Raw genomic sequence first — 24,901 nt, forward strand, 5'->3', positions numbered from 1 at the left:
ATCACTCGCTACCAACCGCATGTACGGCCTTCATTCTGTTTATCCAGCCATTGTTTAAGGGGCGCAAAATAGGCAACAACGGCGCTACCATCCATCTCGCGTGAACCAGTAAAGGCTTCAAGGGCTTCTGGCCAAGGCTTCGATGCCCCCATCTCCAGCATTGCCTTAAAGCGATCGCCCACTTCCTTATTGCCGTATATAGAACAGCGGTGCAACGGGCCTTCCCACCCAGCCTGCTCGCATGCAGCTTTATGGAACTGGAATTGCAGGATATGCGCCAGAAAATAACGCATATAAGGCGTATTACCGGGAATATGGAACTTGGCACCGGGGTCAAATGCATCTGCTGGGCGATCATTTGGCGCCTTAATACCTTGATATTCCTCCCTTAGTTTCCACCAGCCATCATTATAATTTTCTGGTGTCAATTCGCCGGAAAATACCTGCCAGCGCCATTTATCTACCATCAACCCAAACGGCAGGAAGGCCACTTTATCAAGTGCACGTTTCATCAGGAGGCCAATGTCCGCTTCTTCTGGCGGCACGTCGCTGATCAGGCCAATTTTCTGCAAATACTCTGGCGTTATTGAAAGGGCGACCATATCGCCGATCGCTTCATGAAAACCGTCATTGGCACCTGTCAAATGCAGGTAAGTGTTGTTCTGGTATGCGCGCTGGTAATAGTTGTGTCCCAGTTCGTGGTGTACCGTTGTGAAATCCACATCATTCACCTTGGTGCACATCTTGATACGTACATCATTTTTACCATCTAGGTCCCACGCCGATGCATGGCAAATAACCTCGCGGTCTTCTGGTTTGGTGAAGAGTGACCGTTCCCAAAATGTATCAGGCAGTGGCTCAAACCCAAGCGACGAAAAGAAGCCTTCCCCGGTTTTTACCATCTTGATAGCGTCATAACCCTTTTCTTTAAGAGCCGCCGTTACATCAACCCCGCTTGCACTGGTTTCTGGTTTTACAAGCGGGTATATGTTACCCCATGCCTGCGCCCACATGTTGCCAAGCAAATGGGCGGGTATTGGGCCTGCATCAGCCACAACCCTGTCGCCGTAATAATCAGACAGTTCTGCCCGCACATAACAATGCAAGGCTGTGTAAAGCGGCTTCACTTGGTCCCAAAGTTTGTCCGCAACTTTTGCAAACTCATCAGGGTCCATATCATAGCCTGCGCGCCACATAGCGCCCACATCGGCATACCCTAGCTCTTTGGCACCTTCGTTCGCGATCGCAACCATTTCAGCATAGTCGCTTTTCATAGGTACAGAAACCTTGCGCCAGCCATCCCATGCAGCAAGCAGGCGTTCGGGGGTGCGATCACTAGCTATAATGTCAGATACATCTCCTAGGGTTTTCTCTTCGCCTTCCATCGCGACCTTACCAGTTGAATAGGTCGCCGTAAGGTCTGCCTTGATCCGCGCAAGGCTCGCTGTTTTGGCCGCATCTTCAGGAGCGGGCAGAACCATAGTTTGCTTTAGTTTTTCAAACTTGCGTGCAAGATCAGCGGGCATATCAAGCCCTTGGTATTTTTTAGCCGCATTTGCAAGCGACACAGAAAGCTTGATAAAGTCTTCATCCGCATTTGCAACAAGCATATTGGTGTCATATGTAATGAAATTGGCATTCACCCATGAAAGCCGTTCCAGATGCTGGCCTGCCTCAGACAACTGTGTTTCTGCATCCTCCATAAACGCTGCTGCGTCAGCAACAGTTAAGGGGGCATCTTGCATTACTGCCTTTTCTTCACCGCACGCTGCCAGCAATGCCATGCAGCTACAACCAAACGCCAAACCTTTAAAACGTGTCATCCCTATTTTCATTTTTTGTCCCCACATTGCCTGTCTATAAATTACCAGCCTTCATTATATACCCCTGACCCAAAAGTACCAGTAGGCTGCCTGTATGAAACAGAAAAAGGCCCAAAGTATCAACCTTGAGCCTTTTAACCTTACATTTTGTATCAAGCTTTATGAAACTTTCAGCAAGCCTTGATTAAGGAGAGATTCTGCAATCTGCACAGCATTAAGGGCCGCACCTTTGCGAAGGTTATCTGAAACAACCCAGATATTAAGGCCGTGATCAACCGTTTTATCTTCCCGAATACGGGAGATATAGGTCGCAAAATCACCCACACATTCAATCGGGGTAATATAACCACCATCTTCGCGCTTATCAATAACCAGACAGCCCGGCGCCTCACGCAGAATCTTGCGCGCATCTTTTTCTGAAAGGGGCTTTTCAAATTCAATATTGATCGCTTCAGAATGGCCAACAAATACCGGCACACGCACCGCTGTTGCTGTAAGCTTGATGTTAGGGTCAAGCATCTTGTGCGTTTCAGCGACCATCTTCCATTCTTCTTTGGTGTAGCCGTCGTCCATAAAGACATCAATATGCGGGATCACGTTAAAGGCGATCTGCTTTGTATAAACCTCTTTCACAATTGGGTCGTTCACAAAAATCGCCCGTGTCTGCGTGAACAGCTCGTCCATGGCAGCATTCCCTGAACCTGACACAGACTGGTAGGTAGAAACCACAACCCGTTTGATTGTCGCTGCATCATGCAAAGGTTTTAGCGCAACCAGCATCTGTGCTGTTGAGCAGTTTGGGTTCGCAATGATGTTTTTCTTTGCGAAATCCTTCAGAGCATCAGGATTTACCTCAGGTACCACCAGTGGTACATCAGGGTCCATCCGATAATGGGATGAATTATCAATAACAACACAGCCAGCCTTACCAAACTTGGGTGCATACTCTTTCGCAACACCAGAGCCTGCCGCAAATAAAGCAATATCAACCCCTTTTGGGTCAAAGGTATCAAGTGCTACAACTTTCAGCTCTTTATCGCCGTACATGGCGGTTTGGCCGATAGACTTTCGTGATGCAATCGCAATAATTTCACTTGCTGGAAAATCACGTTCTGCAAGGATATTCAATACTTCACGACCGACATTACCAGTCGCACCGACAACAGCGACACGAAAACCCATTTTACTCTCCTGTGGGTAGAAAGGCCCTTTGGGCCTATAAAAAATCTTCTATTAAATTAACCAAGTGCGTTCAGAATACCGTCACCCATACCGATGGTGCCAACCTCTGTCATACCTGCGCTCATTAAGTCACCAGTCCGCAGTCCCGCTTCAAGTGTTGCAGAAACCGCCGTTTCAATTTTATCTGCAGCGTCCCCCATATCCAGCGAATACCTGAGGGCCATAGCAAAGCTAAGGATAGCCGCAATAGGGTTTGCAATGCCTTTGCCTGCAATATCAGGCGCAGAACCATGTACGGGCTCATAAAGGCCCGGGCCGCCATCACCAAGTGACGCAGACGGCAACATACCAAGGGAACCCGTTAGCATGGCAGCAGCGTCCGACAGAATATCACCAAACAGGTTATCTGTCAGAATCACATCAAACTGCTTAGGTGCTTTTACAAGCTGCATTGCACAGTTATCAGCCAGAATATGCTCAAGCTTCACATCACTATATTCTGCAGCATGCAGTTTGGTTACTTCCTCGCGCCAAAGTAAGCCTGCTTCCATCACATTGGCCTTTTCGGCACTGTGAACGCGGCTTCCGCGTTTGCGGGCCATTTCGAAAGCAACGCGGGAAATACGAATAATTTCCCAATCTTCATAGCGCTGGGTATTAATGCCAACACGGCCCCCGCCCGGCAAATCTTCAATACCGCGTGGTTCACCAAAATAAACACCACCTGCCAGTTCACGCACAAAAAGAATGTCCAGCCCGGCTACAAATTCGCGTTTCAGGCTTGAAGCATCAGCAAGCGCATCAAAACACATCGCAGGTCTTAGGTTAGCGAACAGGTCAAGCTGTTTCCGGAGCTTCAAGAGGCCAGCTTCTGGACGCTTATCATAGGCAGTTTTACCGTCCCACTTAGGGCCACCAACACAGCCCATAACAATGGCGTCAGACGCTTTTGCAGTTGCAAGCGCTTCATCTGTAAACGGGTCGCCGTAAGCATCGTATGAACAGCCCCCGATAAGACCTTCAGTAATATCAAAGCTAACACCGTATGTGCCTTCAACCCATGTCATAACACGGCGAACCTGCGCCATAATTTCGGGGCCGATACCATCACCCGGCAATAACATTATTTTATATGTAGTCATGAAATTCCCTAACTCGCCTAATCCCTAAACAGCCACGGCGTCATCAGTTTACGTTTACTCTCATAAGACACGACCGCCGGTTTTGCCTGCAAAGTCTGGCCAATTTCATCAAGGCCGTTCAACAGCATTTCCTTATGCGACGGGCTATAATCAAATTCATAGTGTGCGTTACCGCAGCTTACCGTCTGGTCATCAAGATCAACCACAATGCTTTGGCCCGCTTCTGCTGCAATTACAAGCGCATCCACCTGTTCAGGTGGCAAGGCAATGGTTAAAATGCCGTTTTTAACGCAGTTGCCGGCAAAAATATCAGCAAAGCTTGGCGCAATGATACAGCGAAAACCAAGCTCTGAAATAGCCCACGGCGCATGCTCGCGGCTGGACCCACAACCGAAATTATCGCCCGCTATCAGTATTTTCGCGCCTTTATATTTTGCGCCGTCGAAAATATTATCCTTTAACAAGTTGCCGTCACTGTCATAACGAACTGACTCAAAGGCAAATTCGCCAAACCCAGTACGCTTGATAGACTTCAAGTGTTTTGCCGGAATAATAATATCTGTATCAACATTCACACGTGGGAACGGTGTTGCGATTGACGTTATTTTAGTAAACTTCTCCACCAGTATTCCTTTCCCTAGAACTTGCGAACATCAACAAAATGGCCTGCAATTGCAGCGGCCGCAGCCATAGCGGGGCTCACAAGATGGGTGCGGGCACCCGGCCCTTGCCTGCTCACAAAGTTACGGTTGCTGGTTGAGGCCACATGTTCACCTTTCCCCGCTTTATCAGGGTTCATAGCAAGGCACATAGAGCAGCCCGGTTCGCGCCACAGGAAGCCCGCTTCGATCAAAATTTTATCAAGGCCTTCTGCTTCAGCTTGCTCTTTCACAAGGCCAGAGCCTGGCACCACCAAAGCTTCAATCACCCGACTAGATACTTTCCTGCCTTTAATAACAGCCGCTGCCGCACGAATATCCTCGATACGGCTATTGGTGCAGCTACCAATAAACACACGGTCTACAGGAACCTCTGTCATAGGCTGGCCTTCACGCAAGCCCATATAGACAAGAGATTTCTCTGCAGATTCCCGTTTTGCAGGATCACTGAACGAGGCAACCATCGGCACAGTGCCTGTAATAGGCACTACATCCTCTGGGCTTGTACCCCATGTCACAAGCGGGGCAATCTCGCTGCCATCAATCACGACTTCACGGTCGAAGACGGCACCTTCATCGGTCTTCAGGCCTTCCCAGAAAGAAACAGCACTGTTCCACTGCCCGGCTTTTGGGGCATATGGGCGGCCTTTCAAATATTCAAAGGTCTTCTCGTCTGGTGCTACAAGGCCAGCGCGCGCGCCTGCTTCAATCGCCATATTGCACAGCGTCATGCGACCTTCCATAGACAAGCCTTCAATAACAGGGCCCGCATATTCAATAACCTGCGCTGTACCGCCGCCCGTGCCAATTGCGCCGATGATCGCAAGCGCCACATCCTTTGCAGAGCAGCCTTCAGGCAATTCGCCGGTTACAGTAACCCGCATATTTTTAGATTTTTTAAGCTGTAATGTCTGGGTTGCCATTACGTGCTCTACCTCAGACGTGCCAATACCAAACGCCAGCGCCCCAAAAGCACCGTGCGTAGAGGTATGGCTGTCACCGCACACCAGTGTAACACCCGGCTGGGTAAAGCCCTGCTCTGGCCCAATCACATGAACGATACCCTGCCGGATATCATCCATCGGGATATAATCAAGGCCAAACTCTGCCACATTTTCACTAAGCGCCTTAAGCTGCGCTGTGGACATAGGGTCAGGGTTTGGTAAATGCCGGTCTTTTGTCGGCACATTATGGTCAGGCACTGCAATTATGCTGTCAGGCCGGTGAATTGTGCGGCCAGACTGCCTAAGCCCTTCAAAGGCTTGCGGGCTGGTTACTTCATGCACGAGGTGGCGATCAATATAGAGAAGCGCAACGCCGTTACCTCTGTCTTCAACAACATGGTTTTCCCATATTTTATCATACATAGTTTTTGGCATAATATTACTCCAGCGTTTCCATCTCTCAGGTCAGAGCCTAGCTTTCCAGCCCCAACAGCAGCAAAAGGCCAATCAGGCCCATTTTCTCATTTTAACCAGCGGGACTAAAATCCCGGCAGACGTTTTAACAGTCTCTTCTTCCACGTTTTCATAACCACACACCTGATATAACTCTTTACCAGCCAGCGTGGCCATTAACTCAAAACAGGCAAACCCTTTTGCATGTGCTTTTGCTTCACACAGCGCTAAGGTCATACGACCAACACCCCGGCGCTTATAGTTCGGATGCGTATACATAGCCCTGATACGCGCAGCATCAGTTTCAGGGTTTAGCATACGGGCATCACGGCCCTTAGTCTGGTCGCCGCCGTATAGTGTTTGTCTGGCAGACCAGCCACCACACCCTATAATCTCATCACCTTCAAGAATGGCATAATAGGTGCCATCCTCTATAAGCTGTGTATCAAGGCCCATGACCTCAAATGAGGCCCGAACCTGATTTGGTGTCAGAAACTCATTCATCAGCTGCAAGATTGATGCTTCCATGATACCTTTCAAGACAGGGATATCTGCTTTAACAGCCTGCCGCCAAGCATATCGGAAATTATCAACCTCAACCATATCCACACAAACCTGCGCTCAATATCCATGACCAAAAAAAACGGGGACAAGAATTTCTCGCCCCCGCTCTTTAATGTCATCGATGGCGTTGCACAACAAAATATTGTCAGACAGCCAAAGATTGAAATATTATTTCAAAAAGATTTAACCGCGGTTAAAATCTTTCTTTTCAACAATACGGGCTGCCTTACCAGTACGACCACGTAGGTAATATAGTTTCGCACGGCGAACTTTACCACGGCGTACAACAGTAATACTGTCAACGGAAGGGCCATAAAGTGGGAATACACGCTCAACACCTTCACCGTAAGAAAGCTTACGTACTGTGAAGTTGGAGTTGATACCCTTGTTTGAACGCGCAATGCACACGCCTTCAAATGCCTGAATACGCTCACGCTCGCCCTCACGTACTTTCACGTCAACGCGCAGAGTGTCACCGGCTGCAAATTCTGGAACAGTTTTGCCTTCAGTAAGCTTTTCAATCTGTTCTTGTTCAAGTTTCTCAATAATATTCATCGGTCTTTACCTTTTCTACTTTTCCCGTACATAGGTCGACCACATATCAGGCCGGCGTATACGCGTTAGCTCTTCTCGTTTTTCACGCCGCCACTCGGCGATTTTTTTGTGGTGCCCACTTGTAAGCACCTCGGGTATCTCTCGTCCCTCCCAAACCTGAGGTCTGGTATAGTGTGGGTATTCAAGAAGCCCGTCTTCAAAACTCTCTTCATCCAGTGTCCCAGCCTCACCCATCACACCGGGGAGTAAGCGTATCACTGCGTCCAGCATCACCAGTGCTGCTGGCTCACCGCCTGACAGCACAAAATCGCCGACACTAATTTCTTCCACTTCACGGGCCTCAAGAACGCGCTCATCAACGCCTTCGAAGCGACCACAAAGTATGGTAACACCGCCTGCCTCTTTCCACCGCTGTGCTTCCGCCTGATCAAACCGGCGTCCACGCGGGGACATATACACCAGAGGCCATTTTGGTTCAGCATCTGCCTTCGCAGCATCAATAGCTTTACCCAAAATATCGGCTCGTATTACCATGCCGGGGCCACCGCCCGCGGGGGTATCGTCAATCGAGCGGTGCTTATCGCTCGAAAAATCGCGAATGTCCAGCGTTTTTAGCGCCCATTTCGCGTCATTTAAGCCTTTCCCTGCAAGCGACTGTCCAAGGGTGCCCGGAAACATGTCAGGAAAGATGGTCAACACCTGTGCTGTAAAGGATGGCTGTGTCATACTTCATCAGCCCCATCGCGTTCGCTCACCTGGGTTTTTTGCCATTCTTTAAAGGCAATTGAAACGGTCCCTGCGCCAAGCGCCACTTCAGGCACAAAAGCCTTCCTGAAGGGCACATATATATAGCGGCCAAGGCCTTTTATTGGCTCGGGCAGCACCAGTTCCAGCAGGTCTTCCGCACCGAAGTTTTCCACTGCCCGCACAAAACCAATATCTATACCGTCTTCATCTATTGCCCTTAGACCAATAAGGTCGGCAAGATAAAATTCATCATCATCTGCATGCTCTGCAAACGCTGCGCGGCTGACATAAAGCTTGGTGCCACTTAGGGCTTGGGCATCTTCGGGTGTTAAAAGCCCTTCAACACGCACAATAAAACCTTCTTTACTGTCGCGCAGTTTTTTAAAACGCAGCAAGGGGCCGGTCGGCCCCTTGTGTATTTCCGTATAGGAAAAAATGGCGGCAGGATCTTCCGTAAAGGACTTTAGGCGCACATCGCCTTTGACACCGTGGGAACCAGCAAAAGCCCCCACACATATCCAGTCACCTTCAACACCAGCTTGCTGGCGTTCTGTTTGATCCGTGGCAGCCATTTCCAAACTCCGGTTGCCAGAAAAACTGAGGTTTTACTCAGTAACTTCTTCTGCTGGTGCTTCTTCTGCAGCAGGCTCTTCAGCTGGTGCTGGAGCGGCAGCAGCGGCAGCAGCGGCTTCTTTTGCCTCAGCTTCAGCGGCGGCGGCAGCTTCTGCTTTTTCTTTTTTCTCTTCAATCCGGTCAACGGCTTTCTGACCAGGCTTACCTTTATTCGGGTTATTGCGGGCTTTCACTTCAACAATACCAGCTTTACCCAAAATCTTCTCAACGCGGTCAGAAGGTTTTGCACCTTTACCGATCCACTCTTTAATACGGTCTTCAAGAAGCGTAACGCGGTTTTCGTCGTCCTTTGGCAGCATAGGGTTATAGGCGCCTACTTTTTCAATATATTTACCATCACGTGGTGCGCGCGTATCAGCCACAACGATACGGTAGTAAGGACGTTTTTTTGCGCCGCCACGGGCGAGACGAATTGCTAGTGCCATTTTAAGTTCCTTTCAGATTTCCAGCACCGTGCCGGAAATATTCTCAAGTTGGTTAATCCCTTAAGGGATAGTTAGGTCGCTCTATTTGAGCAGTTTATCAAATCCGGGGGGAAGGCCGCCGGGCATACCGCCCATCATGCCACCCATACCACCGGGCAGTCCCGGCATCCGGCCACCTTTGCCCATTCTGGACATTTTTTTCATCATTTTGGCCATCTGCATATGCATTTTAAGAAGCTTATTCACCTCAGGCACACCAACACCTGCACCAGCGGCAATCCGCTTTTTGCGTGAGGCATTTATAACCTGTGGTTTTTTCCGCTCCATTGTCGTCATGGAAGAAATAATTGCTTCCTGACGTTTAAAAACTTTATCATCCATACCTGATTGGTTGATGGCACTTTTCATCTTCCCGATACCCGGAAGCATGTTAAGCACGCCCTTCATGCCGCCCAGTTTGGACATTTGCTGAAGCTGGCTCCTGAGATCATCAAGATCAAACTCACCCTTGGCCATTTTCTTGGCCATTTTTTCAGCGTCAGCCTGTTCGATTGTTGCAGCCGCTTTTTCAACAAGGCTAACAACATCGCCCATGCCAAGAATACGGCCTGCTACACGCTCGGGATGGAAATCCTCAAGCGCATCCATTTTCTCGCCGTATCCCGCAAGCTTGATCGGTTTGCCGGTAACCGCACGCATGGAAAGCGCCGCACCACCACGGCCATCGCCGTCCATCCGTGTAAGCGCAACGCCCGTAATACCAACCTGCGCGTCAAATTCTTTCGCAACATTAACGGCATCCTGCCCGGTAAGACTATCCGCAACCAGCAGCGTTTCTACAGGGTGGGTAGCATCACGCACCGCCACGACTTCTGCCATCAGACTTTGGTCAATGTGCAAACGCCCCGCCGTATCCAGCAGCACAACGTCAAAACCCTGCAACCGCGCAGCGTCCATTGCCCTACGTGCAATATCAACCGGCATCTGGCCGTTTATGATAGGCAGTGTTTTAACACCGATCTGTTCACCAAGAATTTTAAGCTGTTCTTGTGCTGCCGGGCGGCGCACATCAAGGGATGCCATCATCACCTTAAGCTTGTCTTTTTCGGTCAGGCGTTTTGCTATTTTAGCGGTGGTGGTTGTTTTACCAGAACCTTGCAAACCCACCATCAGGATAGCGGTTGGCGGCACACCAAGGGTGTTGATGGTACTGGCTTCAGAACCGAGCATGGCGATCAGTTCATCGTTAACAATCTTAATAACCTGCTGGCCGGGGGTTACTGATTTCAGAACCGTGCTGCCAACTGCCTTTTCAGATACTTTTTTAATGAAATCTTTAACAACCGGTAGCGCAACATCTGCTTCAAGCAGCGCAATGCGCACTTCCCGCATAGCTGCTGTAACATCTGATTCCTTTAAGGCACCACGACGTTTCAGGCCATCAAAAATGCCACTCAGTTTATCCGAAAGGCTATCAAACATTAAGGTTATTACCCTTTAAAAAAGCATTCTATTTCAAACCGTTACCCCTTGAAAGCTAATCCAAGCAAAAATACACCAGTGGGCGAAACTCGCTAACTGGTGGGCATCTCAGGGCGAACCATTAAAGACGCATGCTGAATTGTTTCTTCCACGGGAAGCGAAGGCTGTTTATGGCAATAACCGCACCAAGTCAAGTAAAAGCAGCCCTGACTAACCCTTTAGAAAGGCTATGGCTTACTATCTTTCTGTTGCAACACCTGCATAATGATTGACCTAAACTGATTCAGATCAATAGGCTTTGCAATAACTCCCGCCATGCCCGCAGATTTGTAATCTGCAATATCTTCCATGCTTGTATTAGCCGTCATCGCAATGATTGGCGGGGAAGATGTAAACTTTGCCTTAATAACACGGGCTGCTGTTATACCGTCCATCACAGGCATCTGAGCATCCATAAAAATCAGGTCAAAAGGTTCTTCACTGTCACTAAGGGCCTGAACCGCCTCTTCCCCGTTTGATACGATAGACACTTCCATACCAAACTGACCTAAAATACGAGAAATAAGCACCTGATTAATCTCATTATCTTCTGCGAGCAGCACCCTTAGGCCCAGTTCTGCATATAGTGCATCATCATAAGCCACCGCTTTACTGGCTTTCTGGTCAGCAAGTTCAGGCTCGGCTGAATCCAATTGAAGTGTCACGGTGAATATAGAGCCTTTGCCTATTTCGCTTTTCAACGAGACAGACCCTTGCATCAGGTCTAAAAGTTCATGAACTATGGCAAGCCCAAGGCCTGTACCATAGCTTGCACGCGTTGCCGCAGAATCCACCTGTTCAAAACGCTCAAAGATCGCCAAAGATTTTTCTTCCGGAATACCAGGGCCTGTATCCGCTATATGCCAAACCAATTGATCTTTCTTTTGCTCAGGCCTTGCTTCCGCTGGTGTCCATACAAGATAAACAAGTACGCTGCCTTCATCCGTAAATTTGACTGCATTCCCCATTAAGTTAAAAAGAATTTGGCTAATACGCATACCGTCTGCATGGACATAAATGGCTTTGTCTTGCGGCAAAATAAAATCTAGCGCTATCCCTTTTGCTTGAGCCTGACCGCGCAGGCTTTCAACCACATCACGGGTGATCGTAACCACATCAATGGTGCGCGGCCTAAGTGCCAGCTTTTTTGCGTCAAGTTGCGCCAAATCCAGCAGGTCATTCACAATATGCATCAAGTGTATCGCGCTTTTCTTTGCTGTTGTCACAAGCAGGTTGCGGTCGCCTTCAAGGCCGGTATCCTCGAGCAGGTCCAGCATGCCCATCACGCCTGTCAGCGGCGTTCTAAGTTCATGCGTTACATTTGCCAGAAAAACATCCCTTGCCGCATTTGCTTGCTGTAATTCAGCCATTTTTTCGCGCAACTGTTTTGATGTAGCTGCAAGGCTTTGGGTTCTTTGCTTATTAACCAGAGAAAGCTTAACCCACTTATAAAGGGTAATATATCGAAGGTTAAAGCCCATCACACTGAGCGCAAGCGCTGCAATTAACACAAACATAAAATGTAAGGCATAATCACCGGGTAAAACAGCAAGAGCCAACAAGTACAATAAAACAGCAATGCCCGTAAATGCATAATAAAGGACAGGCGATAACGTAACGAAGCCAAAACCATACAGTATCAGGATCGCACTCATAAGCTCCATTTGGTTACCGCCAGTGAATACATGGGTGTAAACGGTCGTGAGCGCAAAAAGTCCAATGGGTATAAAAGCTTTATGGCACTGGTCTGCCGTAATTCGTTTTAACCGGAGTAACAGGTTAACAGCCAGTGCTGTAACTGCTGTCAAAACCGAGGTCGTAAAAATAGGCCAGAAAATATCTGCCTCAAGCACAAGCACATGGGAAATCGATATGAACGTGTAATAAGAACAAATAACAAGGCTGATAATATTCAGCTGTGCCTGATAAACCGAATCAAGCTCCCTCTTGGTTTCTGGCTCTACTTTTCTGCCATACCAGTTCATAGTTCGACCCCGCTTCATCACCACATGCTATAAATATCCAGAATAAATTAGCATATTGGTTCTCGATAATAGAATAAATTAGCCAATCAGCAATACCTACCCCGAAATAACTTCACATCCGTTTTTTTTCCCTATACTCCAAAGAGACTTGGACTATAGGGGAGGGAACCGTGAATACCACAGATGCAGGCACAGGCCGCGCACTTTACCAAAACATTGGCCTTATTTTAGGCCCCGTATTATTTGCTATTGTTCTGATGACACCGGCACCAGAAGGCATGCCCGATATTGCATGGAAAACGGTAGCAGCCAGCTTGTTCATTGCCTGCTGGTGGGCAACCGAAGCCATTCCCGTACCTGCAACCAGTCTCCTGCCGCTCATACTTTTGCCGCTTCTTAACATAACCAGCAGCAAGGAAGCCTCACTCCCGTACGCTGAACCTGTTATTTTTCTACTCCTCGGCGGCTTTATTGCGGCTATGGCCATGCAAAAGTGGCAATTACACAGGCGGATTGCCCTTAACATTTTGGCGCGCGTTGGTGACCACCCTTATGCCCTAATAGCTGGCTTTATGGCAGCAAGCGCACTTCTGTCCATGTGGATATCAAACACGGCTACCACACTTATGCTGGTGCCTATTGCCCTGACAGTAGCGACAACTATCCTCGGCAATAAAGCTCATGGTCACCGCTTTACGGTTGCCCTTATTATTGGCTGTGCGTGGGCTGCTTCCATCGGTGGGCTTGGTACCTATATTGGAACGCCGCCTAACCTGTTTGTAAAAGGGTTTATTGAGCAAACAACCGGGCGGGAAATTCTATTCATTGAATGGATGGCTTTTGGTGTTCCTGTAGTTCTGGTAATGGTGCCCCTTGCATGGCTTGTATTAACGCGTATTTGCTTTCGTTTTGAAGCCCACCTGCTTATGGGTGGCGGCTCAGTAGTGCAAGACGAACTTAAAGCGCTGGGTGCTATGAATAAACCCGAAAAACGGGTTGCTTTTGTGATGAGCAGCATGGCGTTTTTGTGGTGTTTCAGGCAAGTTTTGGTCACGTGGCAACCTCTGATAGACATATTGCCTTTTGTTGCTAACCTGCAAGATATGCATATCGCTGTGGGCGCTGCGCTTACCATGTTTTTAATCCCCTCCGGCTGCAAACGTGAAGGCGGCATGCTACTTGACTGGGAAAGCGCTGTTGGCCTGCCCTGGAGTGTAATTTTACTATTTGGGGGCGGCCTTAGTATCGCCGCTGCCATTAAAGCAACTGGTCTGGCCCTTTGGCTCGGCGAAAGCATGGCCGCAATCGGCAATGCACCGCTCTTTATCATTATGCTCGCAACTGTTGCCCTTATTACCTTCTTGACCGAGCTCACCAGCAATACGGCGACAACAGCCGCCTTTGTACCTGTTCTTGGTGCCCTTGCGGTTAGCGCTGATCTGGACCCCATTTTTCTGGCGGCGCCTGCGGCAATGGCGGCAAGCTGTGCTTTCATGCTGCCTGTTGCAACAGGACCGAATGCTGTTGTTTTTGCAACTGGCCAAATAAAAATACCGCAAATGGTAAGGGCTGGCTTATGGCTCAACGTACTTGGCACCTTTGCGGTTTCAAGCGTATGCTACTTTATTCTGCCCCTGATCTTTTCTTAAGGAAATAGCAGAAAGCGCACCTATAGTCACAGCTTTACCAGCACTTTGACAAGCTCAAGGTGCTGTCTAAAATCATGATAGGGTTTAGATGATACTTTATTCGTAGGCTGGCTGTTTCACGGCACATACCCTAGCCTTGCCAAAATGGACAGGAACGCTCCTGAAAGCGCTCATGTCCTTTGGTAAATATTTTGCTGGTAGAGTTTTCCGGGCCAATTATCAAAAGCAGCTTTAAAGCCAGATATTAGCTTTTGCTTTCACTTCAGGGCGCACAAGGAAACGGTGATTTGCCTGTTTAAGGTCAGCGAGAAACGCTTCTCTATCACTGTCAGTAAAGGTCACAGCATGGTTTTCCCCAATATGGGCCTTGATGCTTGCAAGCTGTTCTTTGGTCAGCGGCATAGCCGTTAATGTGTTCATCACGTCGGCCCCTGCTTTTTCTGCCTCATCAAGGGCTGGAAACAGCTTCTCTTTACGCTCCACCTGGTCTGGCAGTAATTTCAGGCGGTTAAGCGCGAGAACAAGTTGCAGACTTTTTACGCCAAGCCTGCGATTACCGCGCCCGGCCAAAGGTTTAACAGGCGTTTCTGCACCCATAAAAGCCAGTGCTGCTGCAGCAAAATTATCAGCCTTTTGCCAGTTTTCAATAACCGCTATTTCAGCACGAATACCAAAAGGCAACAATGCTTCTGCAAACGGGTTAAAATCAAACGTACAAGCACCAAAGCTTTTAACAAAATCAGGAAAATCAAGCGTTAGCCCGCGCGCAACCCGAAACGCATATATTGATTCGAGCAAGCCATCCTGCCGCCGCACAACCAAGCGCGGATAAACTTTTGCATATTTATCAAGCCGCTTGAGCCCGGCCACAAATTTTGCATATTGCGGATAAAACTTTGATCCACCACCAAGGCCCGCTTTAATACCCGGCATCGTGCCTACAAGGTTTTCGTCGCTGATAATAATACGCCATCCCGGCAAACTATTCACGGAATGTGCAAACGAACTCTCGCGCGAGACAAGGCCCGACATCAGCCTGCTACCCAAAAAGCCTCCCCTGTGCCAACGCCGCATATCAAAAGCGGGATTGGCCTCCATGTCCTCGCGCAGAAGTAACTCTGTCGCCAGCACTTTGAGGGGCTTTTTAACTGCCTTTAATTGGGTTTGCAGCATTGTGGAGGCAGTTCTATGCAGACCCATGTGAATAATAATTTTTTTCATACCCTCCTTCTACTTGTGAAGAGGTGTCGCTGTCACCTTTAATCCCCTAGTCAGATGAAAAAAGTTTAAAATAGCATCAAGTGTGGTGAGTAAAGCATAGACTCTTCGCCTGCATCCCCCATATAAGCAGGCCATGAGCACCAGTTTTGACATATGGCCCTTTATAAAGATGCACGGACTCGGCAATGATTTTGTCGTGGTGGATGCCCGCATGTGTGAATTCGCCGTAAACCCAGAACGCGCCAGCATCATTGCGAACCGGCGGCGCGGTATTGGCTGCGATCAGCTTATCATTATGCGCCCGTCTACAACCGCTGATGTCTTTATGGAAATCTGGAACGCTGACGGCAGCCGTGTGGGCGCCTGCGGTAATGCTACAAGATGTATTGGCAAACTGATTCTCTCTGAAACAGGGCAACAGCAAATCACCATCGAAACCGACGCCGGAATTTTAACAGCTGAAACTGCTGAAAATGGCATCCGTGTGAATATGGGGCTTGCCCGACTGAACTGGGACGAGATACCGCTGGCACACGAAAGCCCAACAGACACAATTGTGCATAGTTTTGGCACAAATACAGGCACACATGGCACAGATGTTGGCACACTTGGTACACCGGGCTGCGTGAATATGGGCAACCCCCATGCTGTCTTTTTTGTGGATGATGTAGAATCGGTTGCCCTCTCTACCTTTGGGCCAGAACTTGAGCACGACGCCCTGTTCCCTGAACGCGCGAACGTTTCGGTAGCGGAACTACTTGACGGCAATATTATACGCCTCCGGGTGTGGGAGCGCGGCGCTGGCATTACAGAAGCGTGCGGGACTGCCGCTTGCGCCAGTGTTGTGGCAGCCACCCGGCGCGGCCTGATTGACCGCAAGGCAACTGTCCGGCTTGACGGCGGAGACTTGCTTGTTGAATGGCTGGCAGATGGTACCGTTCAAATGGCAGGCCCTGCTGAACTGGTGTACACTGGCGAGTGCAGCCTATGAGTAAAAACCTCGACATTGTCACTTTCGGTTGCCGCCTCAATACCTATGAGAGCGAAGTGATGCGCCGCCACGCGGAAGACGCTGGCCTTAATGATATGATCATTGTTAACACCTGTGCTGTAACAGCAGAGGCCACTCGCCAAGCACGCCAAAGCATTCGCCGCATGAAGCGTGAGCGGCCAGATACACCTATCATTGTAACGGGCTGCGCTGCCCAAGTGGACCCTGCAAGCTTTGCCGCCATGCCCGAAGTGGCAAGCGTGATGGGTAATCAGGAAAAGCTGGAAGCTAAGTCGTTTGCTGGCTTAAAACTTGACGGGCTCGAGCGGGTGCAAGTGAACGATATTTTCTCGGTTACAGAAACCGCTGGGCATTTAATTGACGGCCTGATGGACCGCGCCCGCGCCTTTGTGCAAATCCAGAACGGTTGTAACCACCGCTGCACATTTTGCATTATCCCTTATGGCCGCGGTAACAGCCGGTCTGTTGCCATGGGCGAGGTGGTAGACCAGATCAAACGGCTGGTGGCCAAAGGCTATAACGAAGTGGTGCTAACGGGTGTTGATATCACCAGTTACGGCGAAGATCTGCCCGGTAAACCCACACTGGGTACGCTCACCCAGAAAATTCTGAAACTGGTGCCCGACCTGCCGCGCCTGCGCATATCATCGATTGACAGTATCGAGGTAGATGAACCCCTGTATGATGCCATCATCGGCGATACGCGCCTGATGCCGCACTTGCACCTAAGCCTGCAAGCGGGCGACAATATGATTTTAAAACGCATGAAGCGCCGCCATCTGCGCGAGGATGCCATTGCATTCTGCGACCGGGTGAGCAAAGCCCGACCCGACATGGTATACGGTGCTGACATTATCGCCGGTTTTCCAACAGAGACAGAAGCAATGTTTGAGAACAGCCTGAAACTGATAGAAGACTGTAACCTTACATGGCTGCATGTGTTCCCCTACAGCGAACGCGAGGGCACACCTGCCGCCAAAATCCCGAGCAAAGTGCCCAAGGCAGAACGCAAAGAGCGCGCCGCCCGCTTACGTGCAGCCGGTGAAGCACAGGTTGAAAAACTGTTTGCTGCATCCACCGGCAAACCAGCACAAGTGTTGATCGAACGCGCAAGCGGTGACGGAAAAGCAACTGGTCACACCGAGCAGTTTATCCCTGTTGCTCTTGAAACACCTGTAAACCCTGGCGATATAGTAGACGTGATATTAAAGGCGGGCACAAATACGGCCATGCACGCAGTAATAAAGTAAATGGATTTAGGCGTATGACGGAGAAAAAAAACTGGTTCCAGCGCTTGAAGGGCAAAGAACCCCCTAAAGAGCAACCATCAGCGCCAGAAATGCCACCAGAAATGCCTGCTATTGCAGAACCAACTATCGTTTCAGATGCGGAACATAATACACCGTCCCCTGCCCCGCCTGTAGAAGCGGTTGAGACCACGCAGCAACAAGCCGGGAAACGCGGCTGGTTTCAGCGCTTGCGCGACGGCCTGAAAAAATCAACCGGGGCGATCTCTGGCGGTATTACAGATATTTTCACCAAAGCAAAGCTGGACGCAGACACACTGGAAGACCTTGAGGACTTGCTGATCACCACAGACCTAGGTGTTACTGTGGCGGCTAAACTAACCGAAGCCCTCTCGAAAGACCGCTTCAACAAGGAAATTACCGGCGACGAGGTAAAAGATATTCTCGCCGCTGAGATTGAAAAAATTCTTGAGCCGGTAGCAAAACCCCTCACCGTAAACCCCGCGAACAAACCACACGTGATTTTAATGGCAGGGGTGAACGGCGCTGGCAAAACCACCACTATTGGCAAGCTTGCAAAAAAATTCCGCGACGACGGCAAATCTGTAATGCTGGCAGCGGGCGACACGTTCCGCGCCGCAGCGGTTGAGCAATTGCAGGTGTGGGGTGACAGGAACGGCGTGCCGGTTGTCACGAAAGAGATTGGTTCAGAAGCTGCAGCCCTTGCGTTCGAAGCGGTAGACCGCGCCGTGCGCGAAAATATTGATGTGCTGCTGATCGACACCGCTGGCCGCCTGCAAAACCGCGAGGAATTGATGGCAGAACTTGCCAAAGTGATCCGCGTTATCGGTAAAAAACTGGACGGTGCCCCGCACGATACAGTGATTGTGCTGGATGCCACCACTGGCCAAAACGCCCTGCATCAGGTGGAAGTGTTCCAAAAACTTGCAAACATTACCGGCATTATCATGACCAAGCTTGATGGCAGCGCAAAAGGCGGCGTACTAGTGGCCTGCGCCGAAAAATTTGGCCTGCCTGTACACGCGATCGGCGTGGGGGAAGCGATTGAGGACCTACAGCCCTTCAGCGCGCGCGATTTTGCCCAAGCCCTTGTAGGTGCTGAATAACTCCTGCGTTTGTCTGAACGGCCTATTTCATGTATAATGCCCTCCCATGATAGGAGGGATTAGTCATGAAAAATACTTCCATAAATCTAACACCTGACCTTGCTAAATTTGTAGAAAACCAGATTGTATCTGGTGCCTATACAAATGAAAGCGATGTTATTGCTGATGCTTTGTCCTTTTTGAAGGCAGAACAGCAAAAGCAGCAACTGGCATGGCAGTACCGCCCGCGCTCAAAGCGGCGTTTTATGATGCTCGGCGGCATTGGCCGGGGTACTGGTGCAAGTTTGCTGTCTGAGCGTATGGCTGCCAACCACAAGCCACGCGATCTTTCGGCCCTCAGGCTTTCAAGATTTTTCTCTAACGCGAGGGCCTAACCATAATAAAAGCCCCGCCTAACATGTGGCGGGGCCCTATAAAGTCACTTTGCGGACCGTGTATTAAAATGCACCTGTCCAGCTTACACGCAGTTTTGCATTTCTACCGGGGTCAATCACACCTGCATAAACAGACTGCACCGCAGCATCTGTAATATTATCGAGACCCGCATCGACCCGAAGCCCGTCAAGGGTGCCCTTGGGTTGCCATACTGCAAACACATCCAGCGTTTCATAGCTTGGGCGTCCCTCTGTGCTATCATTTACTTTGTCAAATTTACTTGCGACCGTGAGGCGAGCACCAAGCCGCGCTGACAAGGACGGCACTTTAAACTCCCCTGAAACAAAAAAGCGGTTTGGTGATAAAATACCAACATAATCGCCGCTATCACTGTCTTTACCTGTCACGCTTGAATAAGAAGCAAGCGACTTGAAATACTGACTGTCATACACAGCCTCTATTTCAATACCGTCAAGTGTCGCACTGCCTGTGTTTATATTGCGGCTAGTACCTGCGCTACATGGCAACGGTATTGTTGGTACAAAACAGGATGGTGAAAATTCAAAATCCACTTCAAGGTCAATCAAATCATTTACATCAGATGAAAAGTAAGACCCTTTAATCACAAACCTGTCGTCATCAAACATCAGATTTGCAAAATCAAGACCCGCGCCCACTTCCCATGTTTTTGATTTTTCGGCGCTTAGGTCAGTGTTCGCAATAAAGAAATTAGAAGCTTCCAAGCCCGGGCCTAACGGAATGGTGAAATGCACATCATCGGCAAAAATTTCATTGAATGACGGCGCCCTAAACGCTTCACCGTAACTACCGTAGATCATCACCTGCGGCACCGGCTGCCACGAGAGCGCAACCTTGGGTGACGTCGCGCTTTCCTTTGTTTCCATGCTGCCGTCATCAAGTTTGTTTTTAAAGCTGTCATAGCGTAGCCCCGGTACCAGATAAAAGTCACCTAATGCGGTTTCTGCCTTGAATTCCGCTTGCAAAAACAGGCCTAAAGTTTCCGCTTCCGCATTCGGCACACCACCGCGTGTTCCTTCAACCGTGTCCGTATCAGTACCAACCTGTTCATCGCGGTAATATTCCCCGCCGTATGTAAAAGTTAGAAGGGCGGTAGGAGCAAGGTCAAACCGGCTACGGTTATCGAGGGAAAAGCCTGTAGTTTTAACCTTGCGGTTAATCACACGCGTTGTATCAAGGTCTGCCTCTTTCACGTGTGCTTTATTAATAAAAGTAACAAAAGACAAATCAATCAGGTTACTATCCGGGTTGTAGATACCGCCCATGCGGAAGGTATCACTTTTGATATCTTTATCCATCAGGTCGCCTGTATTGTTAGCCATGCCATTGTTTGGCTCAACGGCATCATTTGCATACCGCATCCAGCTAAAGGTTAATTTCAGGTCGTCTGTGGGTGCAATGGTGCCCTTGGCCAAGCCCGAACCAATATTGTCATCAGACTGCAGGCTGTTTCCATCACCAAGGCTGATATCGCCGGAATTGCGGAAACTGAAACTCACAAGACCATCAAGAAAGCCATCATCCGTTTTCCCAAAAAGGGCTGCACTTTGCATCCATTCATCATGTACACTCTGGTATCCACCAGAAAGGCGATACCCTAAGGATGAGCCTTCTTTTAACAAGTCAGCAGCATCAACGGTATTAAATGTAATAACACCACCAACAGCCCCTGAACCATAAAGGGAAGACCCGCTGCCGCGTACAACCTCAGCCGATTTAAGAAGGTCTGGTTCAATAAAAAAGCGCCCATCATGGCCAGACAGAAAGCTCTGGCGGACACCATCAAAAAGGATAACAACCCCCTCACCCTGAACACCGCGAATAGCAGGCACTTCGCCTGTTCTGCGCGGGCCACCATCAAAAAACACGCCGGGCACGCTTTCAAACATATCGGACACAGAAGAAACGACGAGATCATCAATCTCTTCCTTGCTGATAATGCTAACAGAAGCTGGAACAGAGAAAACAGGCACCGCGTTTTTTGTGGCACTGACAGTAATTTCAGTAATGTCTGCTGCTGCCATATCTGCTTTGGCGGATGCAGCAACCGCCAATATTGAAATACCAGAGCAAAGTGTCAACTTTACAGGCCTTGTTAATAGCGCATGGAATAAATGGGTCATGATAAGAAGCTTCCTGAAGCAATAGTTATTGCAAATGATTATTAGTTTCATTAAAAGGCCAATACATAACTCGAATTATAAATGCAAGTAATTATCATTATTAACTTAGGATGAATCATATGACCGTGGCACGTTTTAAACAACACATCGCACAGGTAATGCTGCTGGGTACGCTCACGTTCACTGCAGCATGCAACACAACAACTGTGGCAGATGCACCAAAAACACAGATAATCAAAGCAGCTGAAAGCAGCACTTATGCTGAAGACAGGTCCGCCATTATAAAAATGGCCGGTGATTTTAAAGTGACTTTTGATTTTCAGGAAACAGTTGCTTTTCAAGAAAACTATACCCCAAAAGACCGCTACAAAACAGGCGCACATGAAATTGTCCGCGTGATTGAAGACCGCCCGAACTTTATCAGCCTTCAGCATATTTTGGTGGTGTCGGACGATGACGGCAGCACATTCCCCGTAAAGCACTGGCGGCAAGACTGGATTTATGAGCCAACGTCGATTGTAACATATGACGGTGCAAACATCTGGCACAAAGAAACAATTACAGCAGCAGGCAGCAAGGGTAAATGGGCCCAGATTGTCTATCAGGTGGATGATGCCCCGCGCTACGCGGCAGTGGCCGCATGGTCCCATGAAAATGGTGTTTCCTCATGGACATCGCCGCCAAGCAAACGCCCCCTACCCCGGAGGGACGCCACAAAAAGGGACGATTATCACGTAATTGTTGCCCGTAACCGGCACGCCATCACACCACAAGGCTGGGTGCACGAGCAAGATAACGCCAAAGTCGTGCTTTCAGGCGCTGAACCAGCAACACTGGTGCATGAAATCGGGATCAACACCTACATTCGTGACAACAGTTTTGATACAAGCACAGCCCTAACTTACTGGGATAAAACAAAAGGCTTCTGGGCAGAAATTCGTGAAAGCTGGAACAACCTTGCCGCCACACACGACCGTTTTGGCCTGACTGTGCTTGGTGAACCAACCGAGATTTATATGGCAATTCTGGGCATTGCGAGCGAAGTGGAAGAAGGCACAAAAACCGCCTCTGTTGCTGCCAAAGAAGCTGAGGAAGTGATTCTTGAACACACTCTTACGGCTCCTCAAAGCGTGCGGGAGCGCCTAAACGGCAAACAAGGCTGATAAAGGCCGCGAACCAGCCCCTTTAAATCAATATTTTAAGGGGCAAATGCCGAGTATCTTTAATTACACTGGATTCCACGGGGCGGGCGCTGTATAAGCCCGCTCCATGACACAGACACACACATCAAAAGTTGGTTTTGTTTCCCTCGGCTGCCCCAAGGCGCTGGTGGATAGCGAACGCATCCTGACAAAGCTACGCTCTGAGGGCTATGAAATCGCCGCTGAGTATAAAGGCTCTGACGTGGTGATTGTGAACACCTGCGGTTTTATTGATAGCGCGAAGGAAGAAAGCTTTAACGCAATCAAGGAAGCCATGAACGAGAACGGTAAGGTTATTGTAACCGGCTGCCTAGGTGTCGATGAAGGTGCTGTGCGCGAAGTAACCCCCGGTGTTCTAGCGGTCACTGGCCCACAGCAATATGAGCAAGTGGTAAACGAGGTGCATAAAGCTGCACCGCAACCCCATGACCCCTTCACACATCTGGTGCCAGAAGCAGGCCTAAAACTAACGCCGCGCCATTATAGCTATGTGAAAATTTCAGAGGGCTGTAACCACCGCTGCAAATTTTGCATTATCCCAAGCCTGCGCGGCGATCTGGTATCACGCCCTATTCGTGCGGTTCTGCGTGAGGCAGAAAAACTGGTGGAAGCTGGCACACAGGAACTGCTGATTATTAGCCAAGATACCTCGGCTTACGGCCTTGACCTGAAGCACGGCCTTGAAAAATGGAAAGACCGCGAGATCCGCGCCCATATGACAGACCTTGCAAACGCGCTTGGTGATATGGACGTTTGGGTACGCCTACATTATGTTTACCCTTACCCGCACGTGGACGATGTGATCCCCCTTATGGCGGAAGGTAAAATTCTGCCTTACCTCGATATACCGTTCCAGCATGCAAGCCCCAAGGTGTTGAAGGCGATGAAACGCCCAGCAAATGATGCCAAGGTGCTAGAGCGCCTTAAGAAATGGCGTAGCATTTGCCCTGAAATTGTTATTCGGTCCACTTTCATTGTGGGCTTTCCCGGTGAAACAGAAGAAGATTTTGAATATCTGTTGAACTGGTTGCAGGAAGCACAGCTCGACCGTGTTGGCTGCTTTAAGTATGAAGCGGTTGATGGCGCTGCCGCAAACGCCCTGCCAGACCCAGTACCTGAAGATGTGAAACAGGATCGCTGGGAACGCTTTATGGCGGTTTCACAGGAAATTTCTGCTGCCAAGCTCCAACAGCGCATTGGCATGGAAATGGCCGTACTCATTGATGAGGTAACTGACGAAGGCGCGATTGGCCGCACCTATGCCGACGCACCCGAAATTGACGGTAAAGTTTTCCTTGAGGGCGCAATCGACTATGTACCCGGTGATATGGTGATGGCGCATATTGACGATGCAAGTGCCTATGACCTCTACGGCCATGTTGTTATTGATGACGATCAAGACGAGGAAGGCTGGGACTGGTAAGCCACGTTATTCAGCAGCCGGTGTCGTATCAACCAGCGCATAATTACCCTCAGCAATAAGGCCTTGATATGCGGCTTTGATATTTTGCCGAATATTCTCAGGAACCTGTGTACCTGCTGCCAGAAAAAGGCCGGTTTTACCATTCAACCGCATAACAGGCTTGGTCAGATCAAGAGAATAGCCTTCCTGTTTTCTAAGCTGCGCATTAACCGCCAGATCACTGAGGTAAATATCTGATCTACCTGCTATAACCATACGAAAATCGCCCGTACCTTCTTTCGAAATCGGGATAATGTTATTTGAGCCAATATCAGTCCAATTGAGCAAATCACACGCCAAGTCCCCCGTTACACAGGATGCTGTAAACATGCCAGAGCGCAGTGTTTCTGGTGTTACAGAGCGCGTTTCATCGGCACGCACAAACAGATAGAAATTTGATTTTGCAATAGGAACTAGCCAATCAAACATCTCTTCCCGTTTCGGAGTACGTGTGATTGTATAGATGAGGGCATTTTTCTGCGTCTGCGCATTATACATTGCCCTTGTCCAAGGTACGAGGCGTATCTGGTACTCAAGCCCCGCAGCGTCCAGAACCTTGCGGATATTCTCGGTCGCAAGACCCACAACTTCGCCGTTTTCATTCATATAATTATAGGGGGGATAGTTTTCAGTATAAACCATCATAGTATCCGCATGCGCCGAAGGTACCACCAAGTGCGCTACCATCCAGAATATAGAAAGACACCCCTTACTCAACATGTACTGATCCCAACAAAACACAAAGCGAAACAGGCTTCCGTTGCCACCACCCCCAAACACACTACAGCTTAGAGGTTAATGCCTTAAGATT

Annotated in this window: 22 protein-coding genes; 7 read left to right on the top strand and 15 right to left on the bottom strand. The window is 49.2% G+C overall.

Annotation, left to right across the window (positions count from 1 at the left end):
- Positions 1–8: 8 nt before the first annotated feature.
- The 12 genes from ICL80_RS15885 to ICL80_RS15940 form a co-directional block, all read right to left on the bottom strand.
- The gene (locus ICL80_RS15885; RefSeq protein ID WP_228073608.1) at positions 9–1,823 is read right to left on the bottom strand and encodes a M2 family metallopeptidase; all 1,815 of its coding nucleotides are present in this window, start codon (positions 1,821–1,823) and stop codon (positions 9–11) included.
- Positions 1,824–1,982: 159 nt separating this feature from the next.
- Positions 1,983–3,005: an aspartate-semialdehyde dehydrogenase gene (locus ICL80_RS15890; RefSeq protein ID WP_194213708.1), complete on the bottom strand. Its 1,023-nt coding sequence runs from the start codon at positions 3,003–3,005 to the stop codon at positions 1,983–1,985.
- A gap of 56 nt (positions 3,006–3,061) precedes the next feature.
- Positions 3,062–4,147, bottom strand: coding sequence for a 3-isopropylmalate dehydrogenase (leuB, locus tag ICL80_RS15895; RefSeq protein ID WP_194213709.1), 1,086 nt, complete (start codon positions 4,145–4,147; stop codon positions 3,062–3,064).
- A 17-nt stretch (positions 4,148–4,164) separates the two neighbouring features.
- The gene (gene leuD / locus ICL80_RS15900; protein ID WP_194213710.1) at positions 4,165–4,770 is read right to left on the bottom strand and encodes a 3-isopropylmalate dehydratase small subunit; all 606 of its coding nucleotides are present in this window, start codon (positions 4,768–4,770) and stop codon (positions 4,165–4,167) included.
- A gap of 14 nt (positions 4,771–4,784) precedes the next feature.
- The gene (gene leuC, locus ICL80_RS15905) at positions 4,785–6,185 is read right to left on the bottom strand and encodes a 3-isopropylmalate dehydratase large subunit (RefSeq protein WP_194213711.1); all 1,401 of its coding nucleotides are present in this window, start codon (positions 6,183–6,185) and stop codon (positions 4,785–4,787) included.
- Positions 6,186–6,257: 72 nt separating this feature from the next.
- Positions 6,258–6,806: a GNAT family N-acetyltransferase gene (locus ICL80_RS15910; RefSeq protein WP_194215911.1), complete on the bottom strand. Its 549-nt coding sequence runs from the start codon at positions 6,804–6,806 to the stop codon at positions 6,258–6,260.
- A gap of 144 nt (positions 6,807–6,950) precedes the next feature.
- A complete protein-coding gene (gene rplS, locus ICL80_RS15915) occupies positions 6,951–7,322 on the bottom strand; it encodes a 50S ribosomal protein L19 (RefSeq protein ID WP_194213712.1) in 372 nt (123 codons plus the stop codon).
- A 15-nt stretch (positions 7,323–7,337) separates the two neighbouring features.
- Positions 7,338–8,048, bottom strand: a complete 711-nt coding sequence (gene trmD / locus ICL80_RS15920; RefSeq protein WP_194213713.1) for a tRNA (guanosine(37)-N1)-methyltransferase TrmD — start codon at positions 8,046–8,048, stop codon at positions 7,338–7,340.
- Positions 8,045–8,641 carry a ribosome maturation factor RimM gene (gene rimM, locus ICL80_RS15925; RefSeq protein ID WP_194213714.1) on the bottom strand — a complete coding sequence of 199 codons (597 nt, stop codon included), beginning with the start codon at positions 8,639–8,641 and terminating at the stop codon, positions 8,045–8,047. The genes trmD and rimM overlap by 4 nt, the downstream gene beginning before the upstream one ends.
- Positions 8,642–8,674: 33 nt before the next feature.
- A complete protein-coding gene (gene rpsP / locus ICL80_RS18295; RefSeq protein WP_194213715.1) occupies positions 8,675–9,127 on the bottom strand; it encodes a 30S ribosomal protein S16 in 453 nt (150 codons plus the stop codon).
- An 81-nt stretch (positions 9,128–9,208) separates the two neighbouring features.
- Positions 9,209–10,609, bottom strand: a complete 1,401-nt coding sequence (gene ffh, locus ICL80_RS15935) for a signal recognition particle protein (protein WP_194213716.1) — start codon at positions 10,607–10,609, stop codon at positions 9,209–9,211.
- A 227-nt stretch (positions 10,610–10,836) separates the two neighbouring features.
- Positions 10,837–12,633: an ATP-binding protein gene (locus ICL80_RS15940; RefSeq protein WP_194213717.1), complete on the bottom strand. Its 1,797-nt coding sequence runs from the start codon at positions 12,631–12,633 to the stop codon at positions 10,837–10,839.
- Between the two features lie 170 nt (positions 12,634–12,803).
- On the opposite strand from ICL80_RS15940, the gene ICL80_RS15945 reads away from it, so the two are divergent.
- Entirely contained in the window at positions 12,804–14,282 is a 1,479-nt protein-coding gene (locus tag ICL80_RS15945; protein ID WP_228073609.1) for an SLC13 family permease, read from the top strand.
- Positions 14,283–14,513: 231 nt separating this feature from the next.
- Here ICL80_RS15945 and ICL80_RS15950 read toward each other — a convergent pair whose 3' ends face one another.
- A complete protein-coding gene (locus tag ICL80_RS15950; protein ID WP_194213718.1) occupies positions 14,514–15,503 on the bottom strand; it encodes a hypothetical protein in 990 nt (329 codons plus the stop codon).
- Between the two features lie 133 nt (positions 15,504–15,636).
- Between ICL80_RS15950 and dapF the strand changes: the two genes are divergently transcribed.
- The 4 genes from dapF (at position 15,637) to ICL80_RS15970 (ending at position 19,263) form a co-directional block, all read left to right on the top strand.
- Positions 15,637–16,494 (top strand): diaminopimelate epimerase, encoded by an 858-nt coding sequence (dapF, locus tag ICL80_RS15955; RefSeq protein ID WP_194213719.1) that lies wholly within the window; start codon positions 15,637–15,639, stop codon positions 16,492–16,494.
- The gene (gene mtaB, locus ICL80_RS15960; protein WP_194213720.1) at positions 16,491–17,765 is read left to right on the top strand and encodes a tRNA (N(6)-L-threonylcarbamoyladenosine(37)-C(2))-methylthiotransferase MtaB; all 1,275 of its coding nucleotides are present in this window, start codon (positions 16,491–16,493) and stop codon (positions 17,763–17,765) included. The genes dapF and mtaB overlap by 4 nt, the downstream gene beginning before the upstream one ends.
- 14 nt (positions 17,766–17,779) lie before the next feature.
- Positions 17,780–18,889 (top strand): signal recognition particle-docking protein FtsY, encoded by a 1,110-nt coding sequence (gene ftsY / locus ICL80_RS15965; RefSeq protein WP_228073611.1) that lies wholly within the window; start codon positions 17,780–17,782, stop codon positions 18,887–18,889.
- A 65-nt stretch (positions 18,890–18,954) separates the two neighbouring features.
- A complete protein-coding gene (locus tag ICL80_RS15970) occupies positions 18,955–19,263 on the top strand; it encodes a ribbon-helix-helix domain-containing protein (RefSeq protein WP_194213721.1) in 309 nt (102 codons plus the stop codon).
- A 63-nt stretch (positions 19,264–19,326) separates the two neighbouring features.
- Here the strand turns inward: ICL80_RS15970 and ICL80_RS15975 are convergent, their stop codons facing one another.
- Positions 19,327–21,426 carry a TonB-dependent hemoglobin/transferrin/lactoferrin family receptor gene (locus tag ICL80_RS15975; RefSeq protein ID WP_194213722.1) on the bottom strand — a complete coding sequence of 700 codons (2,100 nt, stop codon included), beginning with the start codon at positions 21,424–21,426 and terminating at the stop codon, positions 19,327–19,329.
- A 119-nt stretch (positions 21,427–21,545) separates the two neighbouring features.
- Here ICL80_RS15975 and ICL80_RS15980 point away from each other — a divergent pair, with 119 nt between their 5' ends.
- Together ICL80_RS15980 and rimO are read left to right on the top strand one after the other, a co-directional pair.
- Positions 21,546–22,589, top strand: coding sequence for a DUF6607 family protein (locus ICL80_RS15980; RefSeq protein ID WP_194213723.1), 1,044 nt, complete (start codon positions 21,546–21,548; stop codon positions 22,587–22,589).
- A gap of 106 nt (positions 22,590–22,695) precedes the next feature.
- On the top strand, positions 22,696–24,051 hold the full coding sequence (gene rimO / locus ICL80_RS15985; RefSeq protein WP_194213724.1) for a 30S ribosomal protein S12 methylthiotransferase RimO: 1,356 nt from the start codon (positions 22,696–22,698) through the stop codon (positions 24,049–24,051).
- A gap of 6 nt (positions 24,052–24,057) precedes the next feature.
- Here the strand turns inward: rimO and ICL80_RS15990 are convergent, their stop codons facing one another.
- Positions 24,058–24,810, bottom strand: a complete 753-nt coding sequence (locus ICL80_RS15990) for a substrate-binding periplasmic protein (protein ID WP_194213725.1) — start codon at positions 24,808–24,810, stop codon at positions 24,058–24,060.
- Positions 24,811–24,901 lie beyond the last annotated feature (91 nt).

It is taken from the genome of Kordiimonas pumila (assembly GCF_015240255.1).
Lineage (GTDB): Bacteria > Pseudomonadota > Alphaproteobacteria > Sphingomonadales > Kordiimonadaceae > Kordiimonas > Kordiimonas pumila.